This is a genomic window from Phycicoccus sp. M110.8 (assembly GCF_032464895.1).
Taxonomy (GTDB): Bacteria; Actinomycetota; Actinomycetes; order Actinomycetales; family Dermatophilaceae; genus Pedococcus.
In genome coordinates this window covers 56841-73341 of sequence record NZ_JAWDIC010000005.1, presented here as the reverse complement: position 1 = coordinate 73341, position 16501 = coordinate 56841, and the positions used below count along the sequence as shown (strand labels likewise).

Annotated in this window: 17 protein-coding genes and 1 riboswitch; of the genes, 1 reads left to right on the top strand and 16 read right to left on the bottom strand. The window is 74.6% G+C overall.

Features of this window, described 5'->3' with window-relative positions; translation table 11 throughout:
• Nucleotides 1–44: 44 nt before the first annotated feature.
• The 7 genes from RKE38_RS18700 to rpe all read right to left on the bottom strand — a co-directional run bounded on the left by RKE38_RS18700 (nucleotide 45) and on the right by rpe (nucleotide 5453).
• Nucleotides 45–308: a phosphoribosyl-ATP diphosphatase gene (locus tag RKE38_RS18700; RefSeq protein WP_316008986.1), complete on the bottom strand. Its 264-nt coding sequence runs from the start codon at nucleotides 306–308 to the stop codon at nucleotides 45–47.
• On the bottom strand, nucleotides 305–790 hold the full coding sequence (gene ribH / locus RKE38_RS18695) for a 6,7-dimethyl-8-ribityllumazine synthase (protein WP_316008985.1): 486 nt from the start codon (nucleotides 788–790) through the stop codon (nucleotides 305–307). The genes RKE38_RS18700 and ribH overlap by 4 nt, the downstream gene beginning before the upstream one ends.
• Nucleotides 791–814: 24 nt before the next feature.
• On the bottom strand, nucleotides 815–2041 hold the full coding sequence (gene ribB, locus RKE38_RS18690) for a 3,4-dihydroxy-2-butanone-4-phosphate synthase (RefSeq protein WP_316008984.1): 1227 nt from the start codon (nucleotides 2039–2041) through the stop codon (nucleotides 815–817).
• A complete protein-coding gene (locus RKE38_RS18685; RefSeq protein WP_316008983.1) occupies nucleotides 2038–2745 on the bottom strand; it encodes a nicotinamide mononucleotide transporter family protein in 708 nt (235 codons plus the stop codon). Before RKE38_RS18685 ends, ribB begins: the two co-directional genes overlap by 4 nt.
• Nucleotides 2742–3437 (bottom strand): riboflavin synthase, encoded by a 696-nt coding sequence (locus tag RKE38_RS18680; RefSeq protein WP_316008982.1) that lies wholly within the window; start codon nucleotides 3435–3437, stop codon nucleotides 2742–2744. Before RKE38_RS18680 ends, RKE38_RS18685 begins: the two co-directional genes overlap by 4 nt.
• Nucleotides 3437–4459, bottom strand: a complete 1023-nt coding sequence (ribD, locus tag RKE38_RS18675; RefSeq protein ID WP_316008981.1) for a bifunctional diaminohydroxyphosphoribosylaminopyrimidine deaminase/5-amino-6-(5-phosphoribosylamino)uracil reductase RibD — start codon at nucleotides 4457–4459, stop codon at nucleotides 3437–3439. Before ribD ends, RKE38_RS18680 begins: the two co-directional genes overlap by 1 nt.
• 117 nt (nucleotides 4460–4576) lie before the next feature.
• Nucleotides 4577–4707: riboswitch (FMN riboswitch) on the bottom strand.
• Nucleotides 4708–4790: 83 nt separating this feature from the next.
• The gene (rpe, locus tag RKE38_RS18670; RefSeq protein WP_316008980.1) at nucleotides 4791–5453 is read right to left on the bottom strand and encodes a ribulose-phosphate 3-epimerase; all 663 of its coding nucleotides are present in this window, start codon (nucleotides 5451–5453) and stop codon (nucleotides 4791–4793) included.
• Between the two features lie 90 nt (nucleotides 5454–5543).
• On the opposite strand from rpe, the gene RKE38_RS18665 reads away from it, so the two are divergent.
• Nucleotides 5544–6551 (top strand): hypothetical protein, encoded by a 1008-nt coding sequence (locus RKE38_RS18665; protein ID WP_316008979.1) that lies wholly within the window; start codon nucleotides 5544–5546, stop codon nucleotides 6549–6551.
• A 10-nt stretch (nucleotides 6552–6561) separates the two neighbouring features.
• On the opposite strand, the gene RKE38_RS18660 is transcribed toward RKE38_RS18665, so the two are convergent.
• The 9 genes from RKE38_RS18660 to rpoZ all read right to left on the bottom strand — a co-directional run bounded on the left by RKE38_RS18660 (nucleotide 6562) and on the right by rpoZ (nucleotide 16473).
• The gene (locus tag RKE38_RS18660) at nucleotides 6562–8061 is read right to left on the bottom strand and encodes an RsmB/NOP family class I SAM-dependent RNA methyltransferase (protein ID WP_316008978.1); all 1500 of its coding nucleotides are present in this window, start codon (nucleotides 8059–8061) and stop codon (nucleotides 6562–6564) included.
• Nucleotides 8054–8989: a methionyl-tRNA formyltransferase gene (gene fmt / locus RKE38_RS18655; protein WP_316008977.1), complete on the bottom strand. Its 936-nt coding sequence runs from the start codon at nucleotides 8987–8989 to the stop codon at nucleotides 8054–8056. The genes RKE38_RS18660 and fmt overlap by 8 nt, the downstream gene beginning before the upstream one ends.
• Complete coding sequence (gene def, locus RKE38_RS18650; protein WP_316008976.1) at nucleotides 8989–9534, bottom strand: peptide deformylase; 546 nt, start codon at nucleotides 9532–9534, stop codon at nucleotides 8989–8991. Before def ends, fmt begins: the two co-directional genes overlap by 1 nt.
• A gap of 9 nt (nucleotides 9535–9543) precedes the next feature.
• Nucleotides 9544–10188: an HAD family phosphatase gene (locus tag RKE38_RS18645; RefSeq protein WP_316008975.1), complete on the bottom strand. Its 645-nt coding sequence runs from the start codon at nucleotides 10186–10188 to the stop codon at nucleotides 9544–9546.
• Between the two features lie 105 nt (nucleotides 10189–10293).
• Complete coding sequence (locus RKE38_RS18640) at nucleotides 10294–11361, bottom strand: alpha/beta hydrolase (protein WP_316008974.1); 1068 nt, start codon at nucleotides 11359–11361, stop codon at nucleotides 10294–10296.
• Between the two features lie 83 nt (nucleotides 11362–11444).
• Nucleotides 11445–13508 (bottom strand): primosomal protein N', encoded by a 2064-nt coding sequence (locus tag RKE38_RS18635; protein WP_316008973.1) that lies wholly within the window; start codon nucleotides 13506–13508, stop codon nucleotides 11445–11447.
• Nucleotides 13509–13589: 81 nt separating this feature from the next.
• Nucleotides 13590–14810 (bottom strand): methionine adenosyltransferase, encoded by a 1221-nt coding sequence (gene metK / locus RKE38_RS18630; RefSeq protein ID WP_316008972.1) that lies wholly within the window; start codon nucleotides 14808–14810, stop codon nucleotides 13590–13592.
• 75 nt (nucleotides 14811–14885) lie between these two features.
• Nucleotides 14886–16175 (bottom strand): bifunctional phosphopantothenoylcysteine decarboxylase/phosphopantothenate synthase, encoded by a 1290-nt coding sequence (locus tag RKE38_RS18625; RefSeq protein ID WP_316008971.1) that lies wholly within the window; start codon nucleotides 16173–16175, stop codon nucleotides 14886–14888.
• Nucleotides 16176–16209: 34 nt separating this feature from the next.
• Nucleotides 16210–16473, bottom strand: a complete 264-nt coding sequence (gene rpoZ / locus RKE38_RS18620; protein ID WP_171241867.1) for a DNA-directed RNA polymerase subunit omega — start codon at nucleotides 16471–16473, stop codon at nucleotides 16210–16212.
• Nucleotides 16474–16501 lie beyond the last annotated feature (28 nt).

The window sequence follows — 16501 nt, the reverse complement described above, 5'->3', positions numbered from 1 at the left end:
GCGGGCTTTCGTGAGAGTGGTGGCCGAGAGGTGTGAGTGGTGGCCTAGAGGTGGGCGTAGACGTCGTCGAGGCTGATGTCGGAGGCGACCATGAGCACCTGCACGTGGTAGAGCAGCTGGCTGATCTCCTCCGCGGCGCGGTCCTTGCCCTCGTGCTCGGCGGCCATCCAGACCTCGGCGGCCTCCTCCACGATCTTCTTGCCGATGGCATGCACGCCGGCGTCGAGCGCGCGCACCGTCCCCGAGCCCTCGGGGCGGCTCACCGCCTTCTCGGACAGCTCGGCGTACAGGTCGTCGAAGGTCTTCACGAGCCCAGCGTACGGGGGGCGAGCTCGGCCAGGGTCACCGCGGTCGCCACCGCGGCGACCGCGGCCTCGTGCCCCTTGTCCTCGTTCGACCCCGGCAACCCCGCGCGGTCGAGGGCCTGCTGGTCGTCGTCGCACGTGAGCACGCCGAAGCCGATCGGGATGCCGGTGCGGGTGCTGACGTCCGTCAGGCCGTGCGTGACCCCGCTGCACACGTAGTCGAAGTGCGGTGTGCCCCCGCGGATCACGACGCCCAGCGCCACCAGCGCGTCGAACGACGGAGCGAGCCGTGCGCACGCCACGCTCAGCTCGACGGTGCCGGGCACCCGCACGAGCGGGACGTCCTGCACCCCGCACTCGGCGAGCCCGCGCTGCGCTCCCGCAACCAATCCGTCCATCACCTCGGTGTGCCACGACGCGGCGACGATCGCCACCCTCAGCCCGCTGCCGTCGGCCGTGACGGTGGGGGCTCCCTGGCCGCTCATGCGATCTCCCTCATGCGATCTCCCTCATGCCGTCTCTCCCGTGTCAGCCGTGTCCACGACCAGGTCGTGGCCCATCCGGTCCCGCTTGGTCCGCAGGTACCCGCGGTTGGCCGTCGTCGGCGCGACCTGGAGCCGCTCGACCGAGTCCACCGCGATCCCCAGCCCGCGCAGCGCCTCGACCTTCAGCGGGTTGTTCGTGAGCAGCCGCACGTGGTCGACGCCCAGGGCCGTGAGCACCGCGGCCCCTGCGGCGTACTCGCGCGCGTCCACCGGCAGGTCCAGTGCGGTCTGCGCGTCGACCGTGTCGAGACCGTCGTCCTGGAGCGCGTACGCCTGCAGCTTCGCGAGCAGCCCGACACCGCGGCCCTCGTGGCCGCGCAGGTAGACGACGACGCCGCCCTCGGCCGCGACCCGCTCGAGCGAGCGCTCGAGCTGGGGGCCGCAGTCGCAGCGCAGCGAGCCGAACGCGTCGCCGGTCAGGCACTCCGAGTGCAGGCGGACCAGCGCGCGGCGCTCCGGGACCCCGCGTGGGCTCACCAGCGCCACGTGCTCGTCACCGGTGACGGCGTCGCGGAAACCGACGGCCCGGAAGTCGCCGTGCCGGGTCGGCACGACCGTCTCCGCCACCCGGGCGACGCGGTCGTACCGCTGTCGGTGCGCGACGAGCTGGGCGATGGTGATGACCGGCAGGTCGTGCACGGCACCCATGGCCTGGACGTCGGGCAGCCGCATCATCGTGCCGTCGTCGTGGACGAGCTCGCCGATCGCGGCCGCCGGCGCGAGGCCCGCGAGCCGGCACAGGTCGACCGCCGCCTCGGTGTGCCCCGGGCGAACCAGCACCCCGCCCTCGCGGGCGCGCAGCGGCACCACGTGGCCGGGACGGACGAACGTGTCGGCCGTGGACTCCGGGTCGGCCAGCAGCCGGACGGTGCGAGCGCGGTCCGCGGCCGAGATCCCCGTCGTGACGCCTTCGGCCGCGTCCACCGTGACCGTGTATGCCGTGCGGCGGGGGTCGCGGTTGTCGGCGACCATCAGCGGCAGTCCCAGCCGGTCGGCCACCTCGGGCGTGACCGGTGCGCAGACGTATCCGCTGGTGTGCCGGATCGCCCACGCCATCCACTCGTCGGTCAGCGTCTCCGCGGCCAGGACGACGTCGCCCTCGTTCTCGCGGTCCTCGTCGTCCGTGACCAGCACCGGCCGCCCGGCGCGCAGCGCGTCCAGGGCCTGCTGGATGGTCGACAGGGTCCTCATGCCGCAGCCACCGCCTCCGGCTCACGGTCGGGCTCCTCGACCCGGGACGCCTTGAGCCACACGAAGAAGCCGTAGAGCACGAGGCCCGCGTACACGGCATACAGGACCGCCGACGGGTAGAACTTCGAGTGCACCAACAGCGGCACCCCGACGAGGTCGACACCGATCCAGGCGAGCCAGAAGTCGTTCCAGCCGCGGGCCATCGCGTACGTCGCCACGATCGAGCCGACGAAGATCCACGCGTCGCACCAGAAGTACCAGCGGGGGGCGGGCCAGCCGGCACCGATGAGCGAGAACACCCACTGCAGGACGACGACACCGCCGACCCAGAAGCCGAGGTAGCCCAGGCGCTCGCGGGCGGTGGCCCAGCGCGGCGTGATGACAGGCGCGTCCTCGTCCGAGGCGTTGAGGCGGCGCACGGCGTTCCAGCGGTACCAGCCGTAGATGCTCGTGATGATGAAGAAGACCTGGCGGCCGGCCTGCCCGAGCAGGGTCTCGTGCTGGGGGTTGGAGAACGCGACCCCGAAGAAGACCGTGAACAGCAGGACGTTGCCGAGGATGCCGATGGGCCACGCCCAGATCCGCCGGCGCATGCCACCGATCGCGGAGGCGAAGCCGAAGACGTTTCCGACCACCTCGCGCCACAGGATGTGCTGCGAGCCGATGGTCAGCTGCGCCTCGAAGAGCTTCTCGAGCCAGTTCATGCGGGGATCTCCTGGGAGTCGGTGGTGCCGGATGCGGGGGTGGGGGTGGTGGGTGCGGGCGTCGGAGCCGGGGTGCCGGGCGCGGAGGCCTGGCCGGTCGCGAGCAGGCGCTCGACGTACTTGGCGAGGACGTCGACCTCGAGGTTGACGGGGTCCCCGACGCCCTTGTGCCCCAACGTCGTCAGGGCCAGCGTGGTGGGGATCAGCGAGACCTCGAACCAGTCGTCGGCCCCGTCGGCGCCGACGGCCGACACCGTGAGGCTCACGCCGTCGACCGTGATCGAGCCCTTCTCCACGACGTAGCGGGCGAGGTCGGCGCCGAGGCTGAACCGCACGACCTCCCAGCGGTCCCCCGGGGTCCGCGCGAGGATCCGGGCGGTGCCGTCGACGTGGCCCTGGACGACGTGGCCGCCGAAGCGACCGCCGGCCGCCATCGCCCGCTCGAGGTTGACCCGGTCGCCGGGCGCGAGCGCCCCGAGGCTGGTGCGGGCCAGGCTCTCGGCCATGACGTCGACGGTGAACCGCTCCTCGTCGTGCTCGACCACGGTCAGGCAGACGCCGTTGACGGAGATCGAGGCCCCGTGGACGGCGTCCGACACGACCAGCGGGCCGGCGACGGTCAGGCGGGCGGAGTCGGCGCCGCGCTCGAGCGCCACGACGTGGCCGAGCTCCTCGACGATGCCGGTGAACATCAGCGGGTCTCCTTCAGGCAGGCGGTGATCCGCACGTCGGTGCCGATCAGGGTGATGTCGGTGGGGTCGAGGCGCAGTGCCTCGTCGATCGTGGTGATGCCGAGGTCGCTGACCGACGGCCGGCCGCGACCGAGCAGCACCGGCGCCACGTACGCGACGACCTCGTCGACGAGCCGGTCGTACATGAACGCGGCCGCGACGGTCGGGCCGCCCTCGAGCCAGACGTGGTGGACCCCCGCCCGGGCCAGCGCCTCGAGGACCTCCTTGGGACTGCGCGTGCGCAGGTGCCAGGTCGGCGCGGCGTCGTCGAGCACCCGGGCCTGCGGTGGGAGGTCGCGCTCCCCCATCACGACCCGCAGCGGCTGGGCGTCCATGAGGGTGCCGTCGGGGTGCCGGGCGGTGAGGTGCGGGTCGTCGGCGAGTGCCGTGCCGGTGCCGACCAGGACGGCGCCACAGCGGGCGCGCTGGTCGTGCACGTCGGCCCGTGCCGCGGGACCGGTGATCCACTGGCTCGTGCCGTCGGCTGCGGCGCTGCGCCCGTCGAGGGTGGTGGCCAGCTTCCAGGTGACCCACGGACGGCCGGTGACGACGAGGTGCGTCCACGTCCGGTTCAGCGCCTCGGCCTCGTCGGCCAGCACCCCTGCGACGACGTCGACCCCCCGCTCGCGCAACCAGTCCGCGCCCCCGGCCGCGACCGGGTTGGGGTCGGACTGCGCGTGGACGACGCGGCGCACGCCCGCGGCATACAGCGCCTGCGCGCACGGCGGCGTGCGGCCGGTGTGGTTGCACGGCTCGAGGGTCACGTATGCCGTGGTGCCGGCGGCGCGCTCCCCGGCGGCCGCCAGGGCGGCGGCCTCGGCATGCGGCGTCCCGGCGCCCTCGTGCCACCCCTCGGCGACGACCTCGCCGTCGTCGGCGACCAGGACGCAGCCGACGCGAGGGTTGGGGTCGGCCTCGGGTCCCCGGGCGGCCAGGGCGAGGGCACGACGCATCAGCGCCAGCGTGCCGGGCTGCTCGCCCATCGTCCCGCCTCCTGCTCCAGACCGTTCGGTCGAGCTCCGGGGGACGTGCGGTCGGGGGACCTCAGGGCAGGCGGCGGGTCACGAGGGACCCGACCGCGCGACCTGGGGGTCCCGCGTCCACGTGCTGCCTACCATCCGGACTTTCACCGTCGGTCCAGGAGTTCCACCTGGTCAACCGGCCGCTGGCTGCGGTCGGGTCGCGGACTGTCACCGCCGGTTCGGACTTGCACCGACCCCGGAGCACGTGTGTCGCCGTCCAGTATGCCAGCGCGTGCCGGGAGCGGCAGACACGGTCCGGGTGACGGTCCTCACGGCCGCCGTCCGCCGCGACTCAGGCGGGGTGGGCGTGGGCGGTCGCGAGCGCGCGCAGCTCGTCGACGGCAGCGGCCGCGTCCTGCGCGCCGTAGACCGCGGACCCCGCCACGAAGACGTCGGCCCCCGCCTCGGCGCACTGCTCAATGGTCGACGCTGACACCCCGCCGTCGACCTGCACCCAGACCTCACCGCCGAGGCGGCGCACCGCCTCCCGGACCTGGGCCACCTTGGGCATCTGGTCGGCCATGAACGACTGCCCGCCGAAGCCGGGCTCGACCGTCATGACCAGCACCATGTCGAGGTCCGGCAGCAGGTCCTCGTACGGCGCGAACGCGGTGCCCGGCTTGACGGCCATCCCGGCCCGGGCCCCGGCCGCACGCAGGTCCTTCGCGAGGGCCCGCGGGTCGCGCGCCGCCTCGACGTGGAAGGTCACGGACGAGCCGCCGGCCTCGGCATACATCGGCGCCCAGCGGTCGGGGTCCTCGATCATGAGGTGGCAGTCCAGCGGGATCGGGCTGACCCTGGCCAGGGCCTCGACCACGGGGAGGCCGAGGGTCAGGTTGGGCACGAAGTGGCCGTCCATCACGTCGACGTGCGCCCAGTCGGCGTTGCTGATCCGCTCGAGCTCGTGCTGCAGGTTGGCGAAGTCGGCGGACAGGATGCTGGGCGAGATCTGCACGGGCACACCCTAGCGACGGCGACTCGGCCGAACGGACCGCCTCGGGCTGAAGGACCACCACGGGCCCCCGACAGCGACCACACTCGCCGCGTGCTGTGGATCGTCCTCGTCGTGGCCCTGGTGGTGCTGGCCGCGGCCATGGTCGCCGTGGAGCACCTGCGGGCGCGGCTCGTCCTGCGCCGGATGAACGCGCTCATGCTCGCGGGGCGTCACGACGAGGTGATCGTGCACCCCGGGCCGCCCCGGCCGTACGCCGGGCTCGCCGCCCGGGTGCGGGCGACCTCGGCGGTGGTGACGGGTCGGTACCACCTCTCGCTGCAGCTGCTCGAGCGGCCGGCCGGGCCGACGGCCGACCCGGCCGCGGTGACCGAGGCGGACGTCACGGTGAGGGCGACGGCCCTCCTCGGGCTCGGCCGGTACGAGGCGGTGGCGCAGCTGCTCGGTGACGACCCCGTCGTCCCGCACCGGCGCAGGATGCGCGCACAGGCGGCGATCGAGACCGGCCAGTACCGGCTGGCCGACCGCCTCCTGGCCGGGCCGGACACCGACCCGGTCGACGAGGCAGGGCGCCTGCGCATCCTCGGTGACCTGCACGAACGACGGGGGCGCGTCGGCGAGGCCGAGGCGCTCGTGGCGGACGCGCTCAGGGCGTATGCCGCGTGCTCCCTGCCCCCGTACGAGGTGGACATGGGGTACTGCCACGCGCAGCTCGCCTGGTGCGCGCTGGCCAGGGGCGACGTCGAGACCGCCCTGGCTCAGGTCGACCGGGCGAGGCAGCTGCTGCTCACGCGCCCGGACAACGCCCCGGGGTTCTGTGAGCTGGCCTGCGTCGCGGCCGAGGCCTCCGCCGCCGCCGGTGAGTCGGCGGCCGCCGACGAGCAGGTGGCGACGGCTCGACAGCTCGCCGAGCAGATGGACTCCCCGGCTGCCCGGGCCCGGGCGGCGCGCGCAGCAGGCACGGTCGCGTGGAGGCTCCACCGGCCGGACGCCCCCGACCTGCTGAGGGCAGCGCTGGCGCAGCACGAGGCACTGGGCGAGGTGCCCGCCGCGGCCGTCGTGAGGCGGCTGCTCGACGCCCCGCCTGCACCGCCGGCGTGAGGCCGGCTGGTCAGGCCCGCTTGCGCAGCAGCGCGAGGAACATGCCGTCGGTGCCGTGCACGTGCGGCCACAGCTGGGCGCTCGGGCCGTCGCCGGGCACGGCGACGGGCTGGCCGGCCGCGTCGCGGAGGTACTCGCGCACGTCCAGCTGCTCGATGTCGTCGCGCCGCTTGAGCACGTCGCCGACGACGAACTGCGTCTCGGCGAGGTGTGGGCTGCACGTGGCGTAGGCGACCACGCCACCAGGCGCCGTGGCGTCGATGGCGGAGGCCAGCAGCTCGCGCTGCAGCGACCCGAGCCCGGCGAGGTCGGCGGGCGTCCGGCGCCAACGCGCCTCGGGCCGCCGTCGCAGGGCACCGAGACCTGTGCAGGGCGCGTCGACAAGGACGCGGGCGTAGCTGCCCGGCTCGTCCTCCCCCACGGTGCGGCCGTCGCCGGTGCGGACCTCCAGCACCCGACCGGCGGCCGACGCGCGCTCCAGCGCGGGACGCAGGGTCTGTCGCACGAGGTCGGCCCGGTGCGGGCTCACCTCGTTCGCGACGAGGTCGGCCCCGGCCTGGACCGCGAGCGCGGCCAGGAGCCCGGCCTTGCCGCCGGGCCCGGCGCACAGGTCCAGCCAGCGCTCGGTGCCGGCGGCCTCCACGGGCACCGCGGCCAGGGCCAGCGCGAGCAGCTGCGATCCCTCGTCCTGCACGGCCGCCCGCCCGTCGCGCACGGCCCGGATGGCCCCCGGGTCGCCCGACGGGAGCACCGCACCCACCGGTGAGAGCGGCGACGCCTCGGCACCCGCCTCGACGAGCTCGGCCACGCTGCACAGGCCCGGGCGCGCGACGAGCGACACCTTCGGGGGGTCGTTGTCCGCGGTCACGAGGGCGGTCAGCTGCTCGTCGACCGTCTCCGGGGTCGCCGCGCCGTGGCCGAGCAGGGCTGCCCTCATCGCCTTGACGACCCACTCCGGGTGCGACTGCTCGACCGCCAGCCGGGCCGTGAGGTCGCCCTGCGGCACCACCTCGGCCAGCCAGGCGTCGCGGTCGCGCTCGCTCACGCGGCGCAGCACGGCGTTGACGAAGCCCGCGGCCCCCGCGCCGTTGACCTTGCGCGCCAGCGCGACCGTCTCGGCCACCGCGGCGTGCGCCGGCACGCGCATCCCCAGGATCTGGTGCACCCCGAGGCGCAACGTGTCGAGCACCCCCGGGTCGACCTTGGTCACCGGTCGTCCCGCCGCGACGGCGACCACCGGGTCGTAGAACCCGTGCATGCGCACCGCCCCGTAGACCAGCTCGGTGGTGAAGGCCGCGTCCCGGCCGGTGATGCGCCGGTCGCGCAGGACGGCGGGCAGCTCGAGGTTGGCGTACGCGCCGTCCGCGACCGCCCGCAGGACGGTGTATGCCGCGAGCCGCTGCGGGTCGCTCGTGCGCCCGCGCTCGCTCGGCCGCTGGCGCGACCGCTGGGGGGCCCGGTGCGGGCGCCGGCCCCCACCCGAGGAGCCGCTCGACCTCTGGTCAGCCACCGAGCCGCTCCCCTGCCTCGATCCGGACACCGCGCGCCCAGTCGGCCGCGGCCATCTCCTTCTTGCCGTGCGGGCGGACCGCGCCGAGGCGCACCACCCCGGACCCCGTGCCCACGTGGACCTCGCGCTTCCCGGCGGCGAGCCGGCCGGGCGCCAGCGGCTCCCCGGCATACGCACCGTCGACGGTGAGGGGCGACAGCTTGAGCCGCTCGCCCCTGAAGGTCGTCCACGCGCCGGGCGCGGGCGTGCAGCCGCGCACGAGCCGGTCGACGGCGACCGCAGGGCGCTCCCACCGGACCTCGGCGTCGGCCACCTCGATCTTGGGCGCGAGCGAGACGCCGTCGGCCGGCTGGGGCACGGACGTCAGCGAGCCGTCGGCGATGCCGTCCATGGTGGCGACGAGCAGGCCGGCGCCGCCCTCGGCGAGGCGGGCGAGCAGGTCGCCGGCCGTGTCGGTCGGTCGGACCCGCTCGGTCATGATGCCGTAGACCGGTCCGGTGTCGAGGCCGGCCTCGAGCCGGAACGTCGACGCACCGGTCACCTCGTCCCCTGCCATGACGGCGTGCTGGACGGGCGCGGCCCCGCGCCAGGCGGGAAGGAGTGAGAAGTGGAGGTTGACCCAGCCGTGGACCGGGATGTCGAGCGCCACCTGCGGCACGAGCGCGCCGTACGCCACGACGGGGCAGGCATCCGGGGCGATCTCCCGCAGCCGCGCCAGGAAGTCCTCGTCCCGTGGACGCGCGGGGGTGAGCACCTCGATGCCGTGCTCCTCGGCACGCCGGCGCACCGGCGACGGGTGGAGGGTGCGTCCGCGGCCCGAGCGTGCGTCGGGTCGGGTGACGACCGCCACGACTTCGTGGGAGGACGCGAGGAGCGCGTCGAGGGACGGCAGCGCCACCTCGGGCGTGCCGGCGAAGACCAGCCGCATCAGAGCGCCCGGCCGAAGGTGGCGTGCGGGCTGGCCTTGACGACCGGCGCGGGACCGTCGCCCCACTGCGCCTCGCGGATGGCCTTCATGGCGGCCTTGCGCTGCTCGCGGTCCATCCGGTCGATGAACAGGATGCCGTCGAGGTGGTCGGTCTCGTGCTGCAGGCACCGGGCCATGAGCTCGGTGCCCTCGACGACCACGGGCTCGCCGAACTGGTTGAAGCCCTTGGCCACCGTGCGCAGCGCCCGGGGCGTCTCGAACCGCAGGCCGGGGAAGGACAGGCAGCCCTCGTCGCCCTCCTGCAGCTCCTCCGACAGGTCGAGGTCGGGGTTGACCAGGTGCCCGAGCTCGCCGTCGACCCAGTACGTGAACACCCGCAGCCCCACGCCGATCTGCGGCGCCGCGAGACCGGCGCCGGGGGCGTCCAGCATCGTGTCGGTGAGGTCCTTGACCAGCTGGCGCAGCTCGCGGTCGAAGTCGACGACGGGCGCGGCCGGCGTGCGCAGCACCGGGTCCCCGAAGAGGCGGATGTTCTGGATCGGCACCTGAGCAGTCTAGGTGCGCGGCTCCCCCAGCTCGGCCGGGGTCGGCGCCGGCAGCCCCCGAAGCGCCAGCTCGCGGGCCAGCTGCGCCGGCGTCGTGAACGTGATCGCGTCCATGCCCACCGAGGCCGCCGCCTCGACGTTGGTGGGACTGTCGTCGACGAAGATCGCGCCCAGGAGGTCGACCGGCGCGTCCGCGGCCAGCCGATGGAAGACCGCCGGGTCCGGCGTGGCGACCGAGATCCGGCCGGAGACCGTGATGTGCTCGAACAACGAGAGGAAGTCGAACCGCTCCAGCGCCCGCGGGAACAGCTCGGCCGACCAGTTGGTGAGGGCGAGCAGCCGGGTGCCATGGGCGGCCAGCGTGCGCAGGATGGTCACCGAACCCTCGACGGGACCGACCATCGAGAGGTCGAAGTGGGTGCGGTAGGCGCGGATCTCGTCGGCGAGGTGCGGGTGGGTGGCCAGCGCCGCCGCCTCACCCTCGTCCCAGGATCGGCCGGCGTCCTGCGCGTGGTTCCACGCGGAGAAGCCGAAGTCGCCGGTGAGGAACGCGCGGGCGCGGTCGGGACCGACGGCGGCGGCGATGGCCGGGTGCGGGTCCCACGCGATGAGGACGTTGCCGAGGTCGAAGACGACGGTGGGCGTGGACGTCACCGGCCCACCGTAACCAGAGGCCGCGACCCGCACCCGGGGCGCGCCGCGTCCCGCCTCCCCGCGCGCGGGATGCGGGCCCCGGGCCGCCGTCCCGACGCGGCGGTGTCAGCGCAGGCGGGCTGCGCCCGCCAGCCGCTCGAGGGCCGCCAGGACGTCGGCCGGCCGCTCGATGTGGGGTGAGTGGCCGCAGCCGTCGAGGGCGGTCTCGGCGAACGCGCCACCGGCCGCGGCGTAGCGCTCGAGCACCGCGCGGGTCTGGCCGACCATGGGCTGGGGCGGGCAGTCCTGCTCCCCGGGCCAGCCCGGGACGGCGCCCAGCTGCCCCAGGTACGCCAGGTCGAACAGCGAGGTGTCGGACACGATCACGTCCGCCGTGCCGCGCACCCACTCCACCGGCGGCTTGGGCTCCAGGCGCACCAGCTCGTCGGCGACACGGAACCATCGCGGCGACATCGCGTTGGTCACCCCGCGGGTGCCGGGACCCGTGGTCGGCCAGTTCGGGCTGGTGGCGCCGTCGCCCGGGTAGTTGTCCTCCCCCACCGCGGTCGACAGGACGGTGTCGAGCATCGCCTCCTCGTCGGCCCCGAAGGCCGAGGGGTCGGCAACGTAGGCCGAGAGCATGACGGCCCGCGGGGTCGTCGCCTCGTCACCGGACCGGTCCTTGGCGGCGAGCCGGGCGACGAAGTCCGGGTTGACCGCCCCCGCCCCCGTGCCGGCGAAGTCCTCGGTCGTGGGTGTGCCGTCCAGGTCCCGGGTGCCCCCGAACCCGTACGGCGACAGCGGCGACTCCAGCAGCAGACCCGCGACGCGGCCGGGGTGGTCGACCGCGAGCTGCATCACGACGCCGCAGCCCATCGAGTGGGCCGCCACCAGCGGTGTGCTGCCGGGCGCGAACAGCCCCTCGACGTCGAGGAGTGCCGCGACGTCGTCGGCGAAGTCGCGCAGGCCCCGGGTCGCGTCCACCGGCACCGTCTGGCTGTCGCCGTACCCGCGCAGGTCCGGGGCCACCACCCGCCACGGACCGTCGTCACCGCCGAGCTGTCCGCGCACGAACGGCTCCCAGAAGGCTGCCGAGGAGCAGTTGCCGTGGACCAGCAGCAGCGGGATGCCGTCCTGCGGACCCCACACGAGGACGTTCTGGTCGATGCCGTTCGCGGCGGTGCGCACGCTCATGACCGCACGCTAGGCAGCCGGCCCGCCCTCCACCATGTGACCCGCAGACATGCGCGGCCGTCGGGAGTGTGTGGCGGGGCACCTCACCCGGCGAGGTCCGGCGGGTCCATCCGGAGCTGCACCCCGGCCGCCTCCTTGCGGGCGCTGCGCGAGGCGCGCACGTCGGCGAGCACCTCGGCCAGGGCCGGCGCCACCTCGAGCGGTGCCCGCAGCAGCACGCGCGCCTCGTCCTGCCCGACCGAGAGCGGACCGAGCTGCTCCACGACGTCCTGCAGCCCGAACCGGGCCAGGTCGGCCTGCTCGACGGTGGCACGCACCGCGCGGCGCTCCCCGGTGATCGCGGCCAGGGCGACCGTCGGCGGCAGGTGGAGGGCGGCCCGGTCGGCGAGCTCTCGACCGGCGAACCAGCCGGGGTCCCAGCGGACCAGCGCCTCCACCACCGGCAGGGTCGTGTGCGTCGGTGCCCCGCAGAGCACCACCTGCCCGCCGTCGGCGGCGCCGCGGGTCAGGCCGGCCGCGCCCAGCCACCGGCGCAGGGCCTCCTCGGCGGCGTCCAGGGTCGCCCGGTCGAGGGACGCCCACGCGTCGAGGAGCAGGGAGGCGGCATACCCGCCGTCGGCCACGGGCTCGGCCCCCGGCGTGGCGATGACGAGCGCGGGCGTCGCGGCCACGGTGTCGAGCACCGCGCCCGCGCCCGACGTGTGGACCGGCACGCCGGGGAAGGCGCGGCCCAGCTCCTCGGCGGTGCGCCGCGCGCCGACGACCGAGGAGCGCAGCTCACGGCCCCCGCACTCCCGGCACTCGAACCGGCCCACGCCCTTGCCGCACCAGCGGCAGGCGGGCTCGGCCCCGCGTGCCGACTGCGCCACCGGTCCGCCGCAGTGGCGGCACCGGACGGGCGCGCGGCAGGTCTGGCAGGCCAGCGAGGGCAGGTAGCCCCGGCGCGGCACCTGGACCAGCACCGGCCCGGACTCCAGGGCCGCCTTGGCCGTGCGCCAGGCGACCGACGGCAGGTGGGCGCTGGACGCAGCCGGGTCCCGCTCGGCGTCGAGCCCCTCGCCTGCGACCCGGACCCGGGGCACGACCCCACGCACCGAGGCCGCCGCCACGGTGCGCAGCTCGTCGGCCTCGACGAGGCGCTGCACCGGCACGCTGCGCGTGAAGCCCGCGCTGAGGACGGCCGCCCCCTCGATCCGGGCGCGGGCCAGCAGGACCTCGCGCACGTGCGGGTACGGCGCACGCGGCTCGTCCAGCAGGTCGTCGCCGTCGTCCCACCACGCGACCAGGCCCGGCGAGCGCACCGGGGCGAACGCGGCCGCCCGGGTGCCGACGACGACCGACACGTGCCCACGCAGCAGCTTCAGCCACGCCGTGTAGCGGGCCTGCGGCCCCTGGTCGGCGGTCAGGCGGACGTGCCGCCCCTTGCCGAGGACGGCGGTGAGCGCGGTGTCGACCCGGCGGACGTCGCGGTGGTCGGGCACGACGATGACGCTGCCGCGACCGCTCGCGAGGGCTGCCGCCGCCGCGAAGGCGAGGGCGGTGGGCCAGTCCTCGTCAGGCGTGCGGGCGGGAAGGGCGAGCAGGGACGCGGCCGGCGACTCCCCCGCGGCGAGCCGGGCGAGGAAGGCCGGCCCCCCGGCATACCTGCTCCACGAGGGCACCCGGTCGGGCGGCGAGGGCAACGGGTCGGGCTCGGGCGCCTGCTCGGCGAGGGCCTTCTCCGCCGCCGCGTGGCGGGGCGGGACGGCCAGGCGCAGCACGTCCCCGAGCGTCCCGGCGTAGCGCCCGGCGACGGCCCGGCACAGGGCGAGCAGCGGCGGCGTCAGCACCGGCTCGGGCGACACCACGCGCCGCAGCGGCGCCAGCCGCCCGGTGTGCTCGGGCTCGGCCCGGCGCTCGACGACGAAGCCGTCGAGGTCCTGGCCCGCGAACCGGACCTTGACCCGCGCGCCCGGCACGGCGGTCTGCGCCATCGACTCCGGCACGAGGTACTCGAACGGCCGGTCGAGGTGTGCCAGGCCGGTGTCGACGACCACGGCGGCGACGGGGTCGGTGGCCGCGGGCTCCTGCTCGGGTCGCACGCGCGGCGCCTTGGGCAGGGCGGAGCGGATCAGCGCCAGCTGCTCCCCTGCTCCCGGTTCGGACACACCGGAAAACTAGTCGACCCGGCCGACAGCCCTGCGGGGCAGGGTGTCGGCCGGGTCGGCGGTGAGAGGTGCCGCGGGGGCTCAGCCCTTGACGGCCCGCTGCAGCGCCTCGACGCGGTCGGTGCGCTCCCAGGTGAAGGCGTTCTCGACGCCCGCCGCGGCGGTGCGGCCGAAGTGGCCGTAGGCGGCGGTCGCCTTGTAGATCGGGCGGAGCAGGTCGAGCTGGTCGACGAGTGCACCAGGGCGCAGGTCGAACACCGAGGTGATGCCGGCCTGGATCTTGTCCACCGGCTCGGTCTCGGTGCCGAACGTCTCGACGTAGAGGCCCACGGGCTGGGCCTTGCCGATCGCGTACGCGACCTGGACCTCGCAGCGGCGGGCCAGCCCTGCGGCGACGACGTTCTTGGCCACCCAGCGCATCGCGTACGCCGCCGAGCGGTCGACCTTCGACGGGTCCTTGCCCGAGAAGGCGCCGCCGCCGTGGCGGGCCATGCCGCCGTAGGTGTCGACGATGATCTTGCGGCCGGTGAGGCCGGCGTCGCCCATCGGGCCGCCGATCTCGAAGCGGCCGGTCGGGTTGATGAGCGAGCGGTAGGACGAGGTGTCGAGCTCGGTGCCCTCCTCGGCCAGCTGGGCCAGGACCGGCTTGATGACGTGCTGCTCGATGTCGGGGGTGAGCAGCTCGTCGAGCGAGACGTCGGCCGCGTGCTGGGTGGACAGCACCACGGTGTCGAGCTTGACCGCGCGGTCGCCGTCGTAGGCGATGGTGACCTGGGTCTTGCCGTCGGGGCGCAGGTAGGCGACGTCGCCGCTCTTGCGGACCGCGGTCAGGCGCTCGGAGAGCCGGTGCGCGAGGAAGATCGGCAGCGGCATGAGCTCGGCGGTGTCGTCGCACGCGTACCCGAACATCAGGCCCTGGTCGCCCGCGCCCTGCTTGTCGAGCGGGTCCACGCCACCGGTGCGGCTCTCGTATGCCGTGTCGACGCCCTGGGCGATGTCCGGGCTCTGCTGCCCGATCGACACCTCGACGCCGCACGAGGCGCCGTCGAAGCCCTTGGTGGAGGAGTCGTAGCCGATGCCGAGGACCGTCTCGCGGACGATGGACGGGATCTCGACGTACGCCTCGGTCGTCACCTCGCCGGCCACGTGCACCAGCCCGGTGGTGACCATCGTCTCGACCGCGACGCGGCTGCGCGGGTCCTGGTCCAGCATCGCGTCGAGGATCGAGTCGGAGATCTGGTCACAGATCTTGTCCGGGTGCCCTTCGGTGACGGACTCGGACGTGAACAGGCGTGCGGACACTCAGGTCTCCTTTGCGCAACGACGTTTCGGGGTCCCGGCCCGGTGGGACCGACGACCTCGCGAGTGTAGCCGCGGCTACAGGATCTCCTGCACGGCGTCCCAGACTGCGGCAGCCACCTCGTCCTTGGAGGCGGGCCCGGCGTCGACGACGTGGCTGCTGCCCTGGCGCAGGATGTGCACGGTGTTGTCGTCGTGCCCGAACGTCTTGTCGGCGCCGACCTCGTTCACGACGAGCAGGTCGCAGCCCTTGCGGAGCAGCTTCTCCCGGCCGTGGTCGAGGACGCTCCCCTGGGCGTCACCAGTCTCTGCCGCGAAGCCGACCACCACAGGGCTCGCGTCGTCGCCGCGCTCCTGTACGAGCCCGGCGAGGATGTCGGGGTTGCGAACCAGCTCGATTGTGGGAGCTGCGTCGGGGTCGGCCGGGTCGTGCGTCTTCTTGATCTTGGCGTCGGCGTACCGGGCCGGCCGGAAGTCGGCCACCGCCGCAGCCATGACGACGACGTCGGCCTCGCGGGACGCCTCGAGGACAGCGTCCTGCAGCTCCAGGGCGGTCTGCACCGGCACGACGGTGACGCCCTCCGGGGCCGGCAGGGAGCTGTTCGCGGCGACGAGGACGACCTCGGCCCCGCGCCGCGCCGCGACCCGGGCCAGGGCGTAGCCCTGCTTGCCCGAGCTGTGGTTGCCGAGGAACCGCACGGGGTCCAGCGGCTCCCGGGTGCCACCGGCGCTCACGACGACCCGGCGGCCCTCGAGCCCGTGCTCGTCGGCCGGCGTGGCCGCCGAGCGGCTGGTGTGGGCCGCGTCGGGCCCGGTGGGCGAGGCGACGCCGGGGTGGCCGTGCTGGAGAATCCGCGCGCACACGGCATACAGGTCCTCAGGCTCGGGGAGCCGCCCCGGGCCGGTGTCGGCGCCGGTGAGCCGGCCGCTGGCCGGCGGGACGACGTGCACGCCGCGCTCGGTGAGCGTCTCGACGTTGGCCTGTGTGGCCGGGTGCTCCCACATCTCGGTGTGCATCGCCGGGGCCATGACGACGGGGCAGCGCGCGGTGAGCAGCACGTTGGTGAGCAGGTCACCGGCCAGCCCGTGCGCGGCCTTGGCGAGCAGGTCGGCGGTCGCGGGGGCGACGACGACGAGGTCGGCCTGCTTGCCCAGGCGCACGTGCGGGACCTCGTGGACGCCGGACCACACGTCGGTGTGGACCGGCTTGCCCGAAAGCGCCTCCCACGTGGGGGCGCCGACGAACTGCAGGGCCGACGCGGTCGGCACCACGGTGACGTCGTGGCCGGACTCGGTCAGCAGGCGCAGCAGCGAGCAGGCCTTGTAGGCCGCGATGCCACCGCTGACACCGAGGACGATCCGCGCCATCGAGGACTCCCTGCGTCGGGGGGTGGGGTCTGGCTCAGGCCTCGATCGGCTCGGAGGTGACCAGGCCCTCGTTGATCTCGCGCAGCGCGATGGACATGGGCTTCTCGTGCACCTGGCTGTCGACGAGTGGGCCGACGTACTCGAGCAGGCCCTCCTGGAGCTGGCTGTAGTACGCGTTGATCTGGCGGGCGCGCTTGGCCGAGTAGATGACCAGGGCGTACTTGGAGTCGGCCTTGGTGAGGAGGTCGTCGATCGGCGGGTTGGTGATGCCGATGGGGTTGGCGACGGTTCCGGACACGTGGGTGCTCACATCTCTGTTGTCGGGT